General features: G+C 68.6%; 9 protein-coding genes and 1 pseudogene. 5 read left to right on the forward strand and 5 right to left on the reverse strand.

Annotated features, from left to right (window positions below):
• Positions 1-15 precede the first annotated feature (15 nt).
• Both ACFYO2_RS28020 and ACFYO2_RS28025 read right to left on the reverse strand, forming a co-directional pair.
• On the reverse strand, positions 16-1,167 hold the full coding sequence (locus ACFYO2_RS28020; protein WP_388354577.1) for a hypothetical protein: 1,152 nt from the start codon (positions 1,165-1,167) through the stop codon (positions 16-18).
• A gap of 70 nt (positions 1,168-1,237) precedes the next feature.
• Complete coding sequence (locus tag ACFYO2_RS28025) at positions 1,238-1,726, reverse strand: peptidase dimerization domain-containing protein (RefSeq protein WP_388354580.1); 489 nt, start codon at positions 1,724-1,726, stop codon at positions 1,238-1,240.
• A 142-nt stretch (positions 1,727-1,868) separates the two neighbouring features.
• On the opposite strand from ACFYO2_RS28025, the gene ACFYO2_RS28030 reads away from it, so the two are divergent.
• Positions 1,869-2,453 (forward strand): TerD family protein, encoded by a 585-nt coding sequence (locus ACFYO2_RS28030; RefSeq protein ID WP_388354582.1) that lies wholly within the window; start codon positions 1,869-1,871, stop codon positions 2,451-2,453.
• Positions 2,454-2,531: 78 nt separating this feature from the next.
• Here the strand turns inward: ACFYO2_RS28030 and ACFYO2_RS28035 are convergent.
• Positions 2,532-2,948 (reverse strand): annotated as a pseudogene (locus ACFYO2_RS28035) (TerD family protein); the annotation flags it as partial.
• Between the two features lie 112 nt (positions 2,949-3,060).
• Between ACFYO2_RS28035 and ACFYO2_RS28040 the strand changes: the two are divergent.
• The 4 genes from ACFYO2_RS28040 (at position 3,061) to ACFYO2_RS28055 (ending at position 8,542) form a co-directional block, all read left to right on the forward strand.
• Complete coding sequence (locus tag ACFYO2_RS28040) at positions 3,061-3,756, forward strand: DUF899 domain-containing protein (RefSeq protein ID WP_388354585.1); 696 nt, start codon at positions 3,061-3,063, stop codon at positions 3,754-3,756.
• Between the two features lie 788 nt (positions 3,757-4,544).
• Positions 4,545-6,206 carry a SpoIIE family protein phosphatase gene (locus ACFYO2_RS28045; protein ID WP_388354588.1) on the forward strand — a complete coding sequence of 554 codons (1,662 nt, stop codon included), beginning with the start codon at positions 4,545-4,547 and terminating at the stop codon, positions 6,204-6,206.
• A gap of 260 nt (positions 6,207-6,466) precedes the next feature.
• Positions 6,467-7,462, forward strand: coding sequence for a hypothetical protein (locus tag ACFYO2_RS28050; protein WP_388354591.1), 996 nt, complete (start codon positions 6,467-6,469; stop codon positions 7,460-7,462).
• 390 nt (positions 7,463-7,852) lie between these two features.
• Positions 7,853-8,542 carry an esterase/lipase family protein gene (locus tag ACFYO2_RS28055; RefSeq protein WP_388354593.1) on the forward strand — a complete coding sequence of 230 codons (690 nt, stop codon included), beginning with the start codon at positions 7,853-7,855 and terminating at the stop codon, positions 8,540-8,542.
• Positions 8,543-8,863: 321 nt separating this feature from the next.
• Here ACFYO2_RS28055 and ACFYO2_RS28060 read toward each other — a convergent pair whose 3' ends face one another.
• Together ACFYO2_RS28060 and ACFYO2_RS28065 are read right to left on the reverse strand one after the other, a co-directional pair.
• Positions 8,864-10,825 carry a TIGR03960 family B12-binding radical SAM protein gene (locus ACFYO2_RS28060; protein ID WP_388354595.1) on the reverse strand — a complete coding sequence of 654 codons (1,962 nt, stop codon included), beginning with the start codon at positions 10,823-10,825 and terminating at the stop codon, positions 8,864-8,866.
• 88 nt (positions 10,826-10,913) lie between these two features.
• Positions 10,914-12,422, reverse strand: coding sequence for a CHAD domain-containing protein (locus ACFYO2_RS28065; RefSeq protein ID WP_388354599.1), 1,509 nt, complete (start codon positions 12,420-12,422; stop codon positions 10,914-10,916).
• Between the last annotated feature and the right edge of the window lie 67 nt (positions 12,423-12,489).

Consider the following 12,489-nt stretch of genomic DNA (forward strand, 5'->3'; position numbering starts at 1 on the left):
CTTGCCCAGTGTCGTTCAGTCCTTCGTGAGAGCGGTCGTGCTACTACCAAGAGTACGTGTCTCGCCGCCCGGAGGTTCCCGCCGCTCCGCCACCTGCGGCGGCCGCGGCTCCCCGAAGACCATCCGCCGGAAGTCGGCGCGCGCCTGCCGCACGGACTCGCGGGCGGCGGCGAGCGACTGCCGGGTGGCGCGCCCCACACTGCGCGCGGCTTCGGCGACGGGCCGCAGCACGGCATCCCGCACGGCATGCCCGACCGGCGTCAGCACGCTCCGGTAGGCCCATCGCACGGGCTCCACGAAGATCCACCGGAAGAGGGTTCCGAGGAACCGCCCGACGGCAAGGGAGACGTACCCCGCGATCCGCCAGGCATGACCGAGGGCCTCCCCGATCTCCCGGCCGATGACGGCGAGCACACGTCCCACGGGCACGAGGATCCAGCGCCACAGGGCGAGCGCGGGCAGGACGAGGAGCACGCGGGTGATCCAGTAGAGGGCGATCCCGACCCCGGTGACGATCATGCTCAGGCACCACACGAGTCCTCTGGCGCACCAGGTGACGGCCCGCCCGACGGGCGCGAGAACCCACTCGAACACCCACATGGCGGGTACGACGAGGAGATACCGCACCAGCCAGGCGACGACGCCGTAGATGCCGGCCCCCAGGGCGGCGAGCACGGCCCCCAAACCCCTGAGCACCCACATCACGCCGTGCCCCACCGGCGTCAGCACGCGCGCGTAGCCCCACGCCAGCCCGGCCCCGATCCCCCGCGCGACCCACGCCAGCCCGGCCCCGATCCCCCGCGCGACCCACGCGAGGGCATGTCCGAGCGGCGTCAGCACATACCGGTACAGCCACCCGAGCGGCACGAGGACGAGCATGTTCCCGAGCCACCCGAGTCCCTTGCCGAGGGGCACGAGCAGATACCGCCACAGCCCCACGAACGGCCAGACGAAGACAGCCCGTCCGACCCAGAGCAACGCCCGCCCCAGCGGCCGCAGCACCACGTCGTTCAGGAGCCGCCCCCCGACGACAAGCGCGTCCCACACCATCCGCACGGGCACGACCAGCACGAGCACGACGATCCGCACCGGAATGCGAATCGCGACAGCGAGACACCCCTCAGGCTGCTGCGGCTGTGGCTGCGGCGACGGCTTCTCCAGATCCATACCGACGTAGACGCCTCAGTTCCCCGTCCGGATGCAGTACCGCGACTTTCCGCCCCACTCGTCCTCGAACTTAAGTGCCGGCCACGTGTTTTCCTATGTCGCCGCTGCCAGCAGTCCCGCGATCAGTGCGGTGCGGGAGGGGACGTGGTCGAGCAACGCGGGGATCGGACGGCCGCAGCGCGGCCGGCGCGGCGTCGATCCGGTCCGCCTCGGCGGGCACGGCGATCCGTACGTCGATACCGCAGCGGGCCTGTCCGGCCACCACATTGCGTGCCGTAACGCCGCTGATTTCCCCGACGTTGACCGTGGTGCCCAGTTCCGGCGAGCCCAGCGCGACGATCCGGGTGACGAGTTCGGCGAGGGCGTGCACGGCGCTCGCGCCCCGTTCCGGGTCGAGGCCGGCGTGCGACTCCACCCCGTCCACCGTCAGCTCGAAGATGCCGCCGCCCTTGCGGGCCGTCTTCAGCGCCCCGTCGGGGCCGGCCGCCGCCTCGCACACCAGCGTGGCCACCGTCGCCTCGCCAACGACGCCTTCGCCGACATCCTGGGCCTCCCCCACGGTCTGGGTCCCCCACTCCCACCCGTCCTGCGCCCAGCACGCCCCCCGACGAGCACTGGCTGGGGACAGTGGCCCGGGAGTCCCTGGCCGTCATGGCGGGCCTGTTCTGGGACCTCGGCGAAAGCCCAGGCAGTATGGGCCCATGATTACGCTCACGAAGGAAGACGGACCCGCGGACCTGGACGGGGTCACCCATCTGTCCATCGGGGTGTCCTGGGACCCCACCGCCGGCGCCAGCGGCGGAGTGATGGGCAAACTCCGCCGGAAGACCGGCACCGACCTCGACCTGATCGCCATCGCCATGCACGACGGGGAACCGGTGCGCCTGGCGGGCCTCGACTCCCTCGACCCCATCGGCAACGGCTCCCTGCTGCACAGCGGCGACAACCAGACCGGCCACGGGGACGGCGACGACGAGACCGTCATGGTCGAGTTCTCGAAGATCCCGCCCCACATCACCTCGATCGTGTTCGTCGCCGCCGCCTACAAGAAGGGCAGCTCCTTCCAGAAGGCGCGCAACATCAGCTTCAAGGTGTACGACGCGACCGGCGGCACCACTCAGCAGGTCGCCGACATCTGGCCCAGCATGCTCACCCAGGACAACGGCTGCGCCGTCGCCAAGGCGGTGCGGTCCGGCGCCACCTGGAAACTCGAAGTGATCAACGTGACGGGGAAGATCAAGCAGGGTGACCAACTCGCCCTGATGCGGTTCGCCGCGAGCAAGTAGACGTAGCCTCAGGGACTTACGCGGTCATGTTCGCCGCCGGTGCGAAACACCGGCGGCAACCGCCACCGACGTTGCCCGTTACTCCACTTCGATGCCGTAATCCCGAACGAGTTGCTCCAGGCCTCCCGCGTAACCCTTCCCACCCAGCACGAAGTCCCAGTCGCCGCTGGGCCGGTGCCGGAAGGAGCCGAGCAGCGCGTCGAAGGAGACTCTTATCGCTGCCTTGTCCGGCGCCACAGCCGGCACTGTGCACACCGAACCGTCCGGCGTCTGCGGGTTGTTGAAGAAGACGAAGTGCTCTTCACTGAGCACTCGGTTGCCCCGGCAGACGAGCGCGCAGACATCCAACGCGACGATCCCGGACCACGTCATGCCCAACACGTTGTCGTCATCGGGCGGAGTCGCGGGCCCTGCGGGTGCCGGCTGCGCGGGGGCCGGTCGCCCGCCCTCCTCCAGGCGTCCACGAAGCCCGTGCCGGTGCAACAGGTCGACGAGTCCAGTTCTGGGCATCACGCTGCCTCGTCAACTGCCGACCGATGAGTTTCGGAGCCCGGTGGGGTCTGCCTCTACACACGTGCAAGCTGCCCACGAGCTCTGTGAGGGGACCATGACCGCCCACGCACTACCACCCGTCGTTGACGCCGCGACTTGGGAGCACCGGCTCGAGGCACTCCGTACCCGGGAGAAGGCCGCGACGCGGGAGCTCGACGCCATCGCCGCCGAGCGTCGTCGCCTGCCGATGGTCGAGATGCCCGACTACACCCTCGAGGGCGAGGACGGCCTCGTTCGGCTGGCGGACGTCTTCGAAGGCAAGAGGCAACTGATCGTCTACAACCACATGTGGTTCCCCGGCAAGGAATGGCAGTGCCCGGGCTGCACGGGGTTCACCTCGCAGTACACCCGCCTGGAGTTCCTGGACAACTACGATGCGCGATTCGTCATCGTCACCCAGGGCCCGATCGAAGAGGCACTCGCCTACAAGCAGCGGGTCGGCAACCGGATGGCCTGGTACTCGACTGCGCACAGCTCATTCGGGGCCGACGTCGGCGCACCGCCCGACGGAGGATTCGCGGTCAACGTGTTCCTGCGCGACGGCGACTCCGTCTATCGCACCTGGCACACAAACGGTCGGGGTACCGAGCAGCTCGGTCACGCCTTCGCGCTGATCGATGTCCTGCCGTACGGACGCCAGGAGGAATGGCAGGACTCGCCCGAGGGCTGGCCGCAGTCGCCCACCTACAGCCGGTGGGCGATGTCCAAGGACATCGCCGCCCTCTATGGCTCGGGCTCCGGCGGCGGCTGAACTGATCACGACGATGAGCGGGTGGGAGGTGCCGTGCCAGTGCTGGTCTGACAGCCTCGCTCACCTCAGTGCGTGTGGCCGCTCGACGCAGGCACCGGCGCCGCGTTCTTGACCGTAAGAGGCAGCAGCTTCTTGCCCGTCGGGCCGATCTGGATCTGGGTGTCCATCTGCGGGCGAGTAACTACGTACAACCACCTCGCCAAGGCACGGCGCCAGCCGTTGCCTCTGTCAGCGAAGCCGCCGGACCCAGACCTTTTCGTCGCATGGTTGACGGTTGGCGGTAGGCGCGCGGTTACTGTGCTCCGCGGTCTCCAAGACTCGTCCAGGTCGGTCGGGGCAAGGCCCGATTCGTACGGGTCAGGGCGCCCATCTCGGCGCCCGAGACGAGGCGGTGGGCGCTCCACCACGGCCCACCTGTGCCTCGCGTTTCAGCGACCGGCATGGTCCTGGCGGAGGAACGCCTTGGCATGCCCGGCCGACGCGGTCTGCCGGGTGGGGTGGTCTAGCGCAAGATCCGGAAAGTCACTAGCATGCGCACGATCCGGCCACAGTCGGGTCGGGCAGGCAATCTTCCCTGGAAGAGCGGGGGCACACTCCGCTGCGAGAACCCCGTTCACCTCTGGGAGGGAATGGTGTCGCAGTCCCGTAGGCTCTCAAGTCGCCCCCAATGGCTGGTTTTCATCGGTCACCCACTACGGTGCGTGGCCCGTCCGGTTGAGCACCGTTGATCCCTCGAAGGGAAGTAGTTCACGCCGCGGCAGGGAGATCTAGTGAAAGACGTCGGGTCGGTGCGTACTACTGCATTCCGGGAAGATGAGTCCAATCCCGGCGCCTTCCAGGCCAGCGCGACCATGGTGCAGGCGGGCTTCTTCTGCTGGGAGATCGCCACAGGCGAGGTGAGCTGCGATCCGCTCACCCTCGCGCTGCACGGCATGCCCGAGAACGGCCCGTCGGACATCTCAAGCTTCCTGGCCGCAGTGCACGAGTCCGATCTGGCCAATGTGCGCGATGCCTTGGGACTGATAGCGGAATCCTGCGGCAACTACCAGATCGAGTACCGCGTCACTTCCGACGACGGCCGGCACCGATCCTTGGAGGCCCGGGGCCGCGTCCTGCCGGGCGCCGACGGGCTGCCGGCCCGCATGGTCGGAGTGGTCATGGACACCACGGCAGTCCATGAACGCCACGAGGCGGAGAAGCGGCGGTTGTACGAGCGCGCCAGCCGTGACCGCTGGATGCGGGAGCTGACCGCGGCTCTGGCCGCCGCGGTGACGGTCAAGGACATCATGGCCGCCGCACAGGCAGGATTGCGTACCTTCGGAGCGGACGCGCTGGCGGTGATCGCCCCGGAGGGGAACGGGTTGACCGTCGTCGCCTCGTGCGCCGACGACGAGCAGGGTGAGGACTCCCTGCGAGTCCTCGACGCTACGGCCCGCACACTTGTGGAGGAGTCACTCGACCGTAGGGCGCCCGTTCTCATCGGCTCCGCGGACGCACTGATCACCGGTTACCCGCACCTGGCACCACTCGTGCAGTCGGCCCCGCAGGCGTGGGCGGCATTGCCGCTCACGGACTCGCGCGGCCGCGTCAGTTCCTGCCTCGTCAGTTTCCCCGAACCGCAGGAATTTCTTCCCGAGGAGCGGGCCCTCCTGGTCGCCGCCCTGGGACTGCTCGCCCAGTCACTGGAGCGAGCCGGCATGTACGAGTCGGAACACGCACTCGCCACCGAGCTCCAGCGTGGCATGCTGCCGCGCGGGCCACTCACGGCGCCGGGTGTGACCATCGCCGCCCGCTACCAGGCCGCCACCTCCGGCATGTGGATCGGCGGCGACTGGTACGACGCCATCAGCCTGCCCGACGGCGGCGTGGCTCTGGTCATAGGAGATGTGCAGGGACACAGCGTTCACGCCGCGTCTCTCATGGGACGGCTGCGTACCGCCGTGCATGCCTACGCGAACGAAGGACACCCGCCCGCGGCCGTCCTGGAACGCACCAACCGCCTGCTGGCCGAGCTGAACACCGACCCGGACACGGCCCTGTTCGCCACATGTTGTTACATGGCACTCAACCCCATCGACGGAACGCTCCGGGTGTGCCGGGCGGGTCATCCGGCCCCAGCGCTGATCACACCCCGCAAGCCGCCGCGCCTCCTGGAGGTCCCCGGCGGCCTCCCTCTGGGGATCGACCGGGAGCAGCGGTACCCGACCACCCGCCTGCGCATCGCTCCGGGCAGCGTGCTCGCGCTGACCACCGACGGCCTGCTCGAGGCCGTGAACAAGGACATCGACCAGGGCACGGAGAGGTTTCTCCAGGGTCTGCGAGGCGCTCCCACGGCGGACCTGCAGACCGTTGTCGACGACCTTCTCGCCGGTACGCAGAAGGCTCACGGCCTGGGCGACGACGTCGCTCTGCTCCTGGCTCGTCTGAACCGGCCCGGCCGCCGCAGCTGACCAGGCCTGTTCACAACCGGCCTGGATCGCTGGGAACGTGTATCAGCGTCCAACCGAATTCGCCCGGTCTGTGGTGCTGACCCTCACAGGGCAATGAGCGCCAAAGAAACGAGACCTCTGTCGAGTGCCATCAACAGGCAGGGTAATTTACGTCGATGGCTGGGACTGCCTGGTCATGCATGCGGGCCTTGGGCATGCCGCATCGGCAATGTCGCTGGATGTCACGAATGGCAGAGAATTATCGAGAAGCGAGCTGACGTATGGACAATTTCCGGATTCCGGACCTCTGCATACCCGTACCGGCAGCGCTCAATCCGGAACTCCAGGAGGCCACGGCGGCTGCTGAGGCGTGGCTGGACGAGTTCGGTCTGGTGCCCACCGAGGAAGCACGTCGGCATGTGCAGCGCACTCGTGTGGACCGGCTCACTGCGTGGCTGTGCCCGCACGCCTCACGGGAGGCGCTGACGCTGATCACCCAATGGAACGCTTGGCTGTTCCAGTTGGACGACCAGTTCGACGACGACCCGGTGCGCGGTTACCAGCCCGAGCGGTGGCGGGAGGCGTTCGGGCCGTTGTTCGCCGTCTTCGACGGAACCGTCACACCTGGGCGACTGGCGCGTTCCCTGGCCGACCTGTGGCGCCGTACAACGGCTGTCCGTTCTTCCGTATGGCAGCGAAGATTTGTCCCGCACTTGTTGTGGTATTTCGACAGCTACCGGGCCGAAATGATTTATCGGGAGGAAGGGCGCGTACCCGGCCTGCAGCAATATCTCACCCACCGCCGCGCCTCGTTCGCGTTCGACGCCGTCCTTGACCTGATGGAAATCGGTACCGGTGTGGACCTGCCCGACCAACTGCACGCGAACCCGGCCTTCGCAGACATGCGAGAGGCGGTGATCTACGCGAACGCCTGCATCAACGATCTCTACTCGCTACCCAAAGAACTCGCCCATGACTATGCGTTCAACGCCGTCACGGTGATCTGCCATCATCACCGGTGCAGCCTCCAGGAGGCGGCGGAGCGAGTGGCCGTGATGCAGGCCGGATACGTCCAGCGCATCCTCGATCTCGAACAGGTCCTGCCCGGGCGGCTGACAGGTTCCGGCCTCGTCGACGACGTCGTCGAGGACGCGCTGCGCTGCGTCACGGACTTCCACGCGCTCACCGCTGGGAATGTCGCTTGGTCGAAGGAGACCGGGCGCTATGCGGAGATAGAGGCCAAACCGACCTATCTGGCGGACGTGTTCATTCCATAGGACCCTCGGCCATCGCCCAAGTTCGCCGCAGCCCACGCGGCCGTGGCGCCACGGATCGACGCCAGCCGGTTCGGCGAGATTCTCCGGCTTCCACCCGCGGCGGTAAGCGAAACCCGCACCTGGTCACACACTGACGCGGCTCCCGAGGCATCAGCCGGGCCGAATATTTTCCGCGCACGCCTCTTGACCACCTATACCTACCGGTCAGTACGCTCACGCCACCCTCGATGACACCGGTGTCCTCCTCCCCTTGCCGCCACGGCGAACAGGCCCCTCGGCATGCCGCCGCACGCCTGGCACAGCTCCCGTGACCCGGGAAACGCCCCGGCGCTGTCCCCTGTCAGAACCGCGCCGTCAAGCGCTGTCCCGAACCCCACCCGAGAGTCCCTCGTGAACAAAACCCTTGCCAGCACAGCCGTCGCCGCGGCCGGCGCCCTTCTCGCCGTGCAGGCCTCTCTTCCTGCCCAGGCGTCGAGCAGCTCCACCTTCAACTCGACCAGCGACGCCGTCCTTTTCGTGCACGGCTACACCGGTGACGCCAGCAACTGGAACACCATGGCGGACCGCTTCAGACTCGACGGCTGGCCGTCCTCGTACCTCGACCAGTGGTCCTACGACTGGCACCAGTCCAATGCCACGACGGCCCAGCAGCTGTCCACCGAGGTCGACCGTCTCCTCGCGGCCACCGGCGCCACCAAGGTCGACATCGTCAGCCACTCAATGGGAGGGCTCTCCTCGCGCTACTACCTGAAGAACCTCGGCGGGACCTCCAAGGTCGACGCCTGGGTGTCACTGGGAGGACCGAACCACGGAACTGACAGCGCCAACAGCTGTTTCGACACCTCCTGCACCGAGATGCGTATCGGCTCCGGCTTCCTCGCCGCCCTCAACTCCGGCGATGAGACACCAGGCTCGCCCCGTTACGCCACCTGGTGGTCGCCCTGCGACACGGTGATCAACCCGGACACCTCCGTCTCCCTGTCCGGCGCGGCCAACACCCAGACCGCCTGCCTCAGCCACACGGGCCTGCTCACCGACGCAACGGTCTACGCCCAGACCCGGGACATGATCAACCACTGACCCTCGTCGACCAGCCGACAGGGGCCGCGGCCGCTATGGGCCGCTCACCGCGGCCTCTGCCGGCACCCCAGCCGCACAGCTCCGCCACCAGCACACCTACGTAGCGACCGGCCGGTCAGGTCAGACGCGAGCCTGGCGGGCTGCCACTCCGTGGCGTCCGGCTCCGGAGAGACGCCCGTCCGAGGCAGCGACGTCCGGGCCTCCCGCACGGGAGGCTGCCGCCGCCTGGTCGGTGCCTCCACCGTCTCCAGCGCGGCGACAGCCTCATCCTCGGTCACCCCCGCCGGCGCACCGACGACGCGGCGCAACGCCTCACTCACGTCAGTGGGCGTGTCCGCTGGTCGTGGCGTCCTTCTTGACCGTAAGAGGCAGCAGCTTCTTCCCGGTCGGTCCGATTTGAATAGCCGTGTCCATCTGCGGACACACCCCGCAGTCGAAGCAGGGCGTCCACCGGCAGTCCTCGACCTCCGTCTCGTCGAGCGAGTCCTGCCAGTCCTCCCAGAGCCAGTCCTTGTCGAGGCCCGAGTCGAGGTGGTCCCAGGGGAGGACCTCCTCGTAGGTGCGCTCGCGCGTGGTGTACCAGTCGACGTCGACACCGAAGGGGGCCAGCGCCTTGTCCGCGCAGCTCATCCAGCGGTCGTAGGAGAAGTGCTCGCGCCAGCCGTCGAAGCGGCCGCCGTCCTCGTAGACCGCGCGGATGACGGCGCCGACGCGGCGGTCGCCGCGGGACAGGAGGCCCTCGACGATGCCGGGTTTGCCGTCGTGGTAGCGGAAGCCGATCGAGCGGCCGTACTTCTTGTCGCCGCGGATCTTGTCGCGGAGCTTCGCCAGGCGGGCGTCCGTCTCCTCGGCCGAGAGCTGCGGGGCCCACTGGAAGGGGGTGTGCGGCTTGGGGACGAAACCGCCGATCGAGACCGTGCAGCGGATGTCGTTCTGGCCGGAGACCTCGCGGCCCTTCTGGATGACCTTCATCGCCATGTCGGCGATCTGGAGGACGTCCTCGTCGGTCTCCGTCGGCAGACCGCACATGAAGTAGAGCTTCACCTGGCGCCAGCCGTTGCCGTAGGCGGTGGCGACCGTGCGGATCAGGTCCTCCTCCGAGACCATCTTGTTGATGACCTTACGCATGCGCTCGGAGCCGCCCTCGGGGGCGAAGGTCAGGCCGGACCGGCGGCCGTTCCGCGTCAGCTCGTTCGCCAGGTCCACGTTGAACGCGTCCACGCGGGTCGAGGGGAGGGACAGACCGATCTGGTCCTCCTGGTAGCGGTCCGCCAGACCCTTCGCGATGTCGCCGATCTCGCTGTGGTCCGCGGAGGAGAGCGACAGGAGGCCGACCTCCTCGAAGCCCGTCGCCTTCAGGCCCTTCTCGACCATGTCGCCGATTCCGGTGATCGACCGCTCGCGCACCGGCCGGGTGATCATGCCCGCCTGGCAGAAGCGGCAGCCGCGCGTGCAGCCGCGGAAGATCTCCACCGACATGCGCTCGTGGACCGTCTCGGCGAGCGGGACCAGGGGCTGCTTGGGGTACGGCCACTCGTCCAGGTCCATCACCGTGTGCTTGGACACGCGCCACGGGACACCGGACTTGTTCGGTACGACACGGGCGATACGGCCGTCCGCGAGGTACTCGACGTCGTAGAAGGCCGGGATGTACACCGAGCCCGTCCTCGCCAGGCGGAAGAGGACCTCCTCGCGGCCGCCGGGGCAGCCCTGCGTCTTCCACTCGCGGATGATCCGCGTCATGTCGAGCACGGCCTGCTCGCCGTCGCCGATGATCGCCGCGTCGATGAAGTCGGCGATCGGCTCGGGGTTGAAGGCGGCATGCCCGCCGGCCAGCACGATCGGGTCGTCGATCGTCCGGTCCCGGGACTCCAGGGGGATCCCGGCCAGGTCCAGCGCCGTCAGCATGTTCGTGTAGCCCAGCTCCGTGGAGAAGGACAGACCGAACACGTCGAATGCCTTCACCGGCCGGTGGCTGTCCACCGTGAACTGCGGGACGTGGTGCTCCCGCATCAGCGCCTCGAGGTCCGGCCACACGCTGTAGGTGCGCTCGGCGAGGACGCCCTCCTGCTCGTTCAGTACCTCGTAGAGGATCATGACGCCCTGGTTGGGCAGACCGACCTCGTAGGCGTCCGGGTACATCAGCGCCCAGCGGACGTCCGTCGACTCCCACGGCTTGACGGTGGAGTTGAGCTCCCCGCCGACGTACTGGATCGGCTTCTGCACATGCGGGAGCAGAGCTTCGAGCTGCGGGAAGACCGACGCAGCGACTTCGGCAGGCATGTCGCGAACCTTCGTGAGCTGGACTGAACTGACAGGGGTGACCATCTAGCGTAACGCGACCGCGACCACCCCCCGCACGCCCGGAATCTCAGAGGTCGGCCGCCCCGTTCTTGATCCCGTCCCAGAACCCGGACAGTTGGGCCTCCACGGTCGCCGCCCGCCGTTCCTCACGCCCGTAGAGCAGCCCGTACGTGAAGGCGCTCTCCCCCGCCGCGTGCGCGACCGCGGACAGCTCGCGCAGGGTCTGGCGGGCCATCACGCTGTCCTGGTGGTCGCCGAGCAGGGTCTGCAGCGACTTCATGGACGTGACCAGGTCCTTGGCCGGCGTGCCGAGGGCCGGCTTGGCCGCCTCCGCCGAGTAGCGGGTGCGCTTGGCCTTTTTGCGGGCCTCGTGCACGGCGATGTCCCGGTCGGGTCCCGGCTCCAGCTCCAGCGCCTGCTCGACGAGCCCGGAGACCTTGCCGAAGTCCTTCTTCACGGCCTTGGTGATCACCTTGCCGGGTTTCCTCCCGGCCGCCTCCAGCAGCGGCGGGTGGGCGATCAGCGCGTCCAGGGTGTCGAGCAGTGCGAGGTAGCGGCGGGAGTCCAGGATGCCGATGAGCCGGCCGCGTGCCCCGCCCTGCCTGGCGCTCGCCCAGAGGCCCAGGCGCTCGACGACCGGCCCGGAGACCAGCGTGCCGGGCACGTCGTCGAGGGCCGCCGTCAGGCGCTCGGTCAGCACCTCGTGGTCCCGGTCCACACCCAGCTCACCGGCCAGCCACTTCAGTTCCTCGCCGATCGGGTCGGTGACGGTCCGGTCGAGGATCTTGCCGTACGACCTGAAGGTGCCGCGCATCCGGCGGGTGGCGACGCGCATGCTGTGCACGGAGTCCTCGACGTCCTGGCGTACGGCCGGGTCGAGCTCGACGATCGCGTCCCGCTGGGCGCGGACGTACGCGAGCACGTGGTCGCCGGCGGTCACGGGGTCCTTGCGAGACCCGGCCCGGCGGCGCTTCTTCTTGGGCGCCGTCTCCGCCAGGGCCCGAGCCAGCTTCGAGGAGGACCCGGACGGCTGCACGCCCGCCTTGCGCAACCGCTTCTCCACCTTGTCGAGGAAGCCCGGGTCGCCGCCGTCGGCGAGTTCCACCTCGATCTCCGTCCACTGGGCGACGCCGTCGCCACCGGTCAGCCGCTCGGCGTGCACGGCGTCCACGCTGACCTCGGCGAGCAGCCGACCCTCGGTGTCGAGGAGATCGCGGACGTCCCGGGCCGAGCGCAGCCGGACCACGGGCAGCAGCTCGGCGTCCCGGACCCGGGAGCGGACCAGCGCGGCGAGCTCGTCGGGGAGGGTGTCGGAGAGCGGGGCCCGGATCTCGTCGCGCACGCCCTGGGCGACGGGGACTTTCAGGTGCCAGCCGGCGTCGGAGCCGCCGGTGCGGCGGCGCAGGGTGATCGAGGACGCGGCGAGGCGTTCGTCAGCGGTGTCGTAGTAGGTGGCGTCCAGTTCCGCGACGCCCTTGTCGAGCACGGTCTCGACCCCGGCGACACCCGTGAGGTCGGGCAAGCCGCTGTCGTCGGATTCGTACTTGCGCTCGATCTCGCGTTTCGTCTCCGCCATGACCTGAATCTAGTCGCAGTCGGGCCGGCGCGGCAGGGGGCCGTCGGCCCCAGGAGTGGGGCCAGTC

The sequence above is a fragment of the Streptomyces sp. NPDC006602 genome (assembly GCF_042870385.1).
GTDB lineage: Bacteria > Actinomycetota > Actinomycetes > Streptomycetales > Streptomycetaceae > Streptomyces.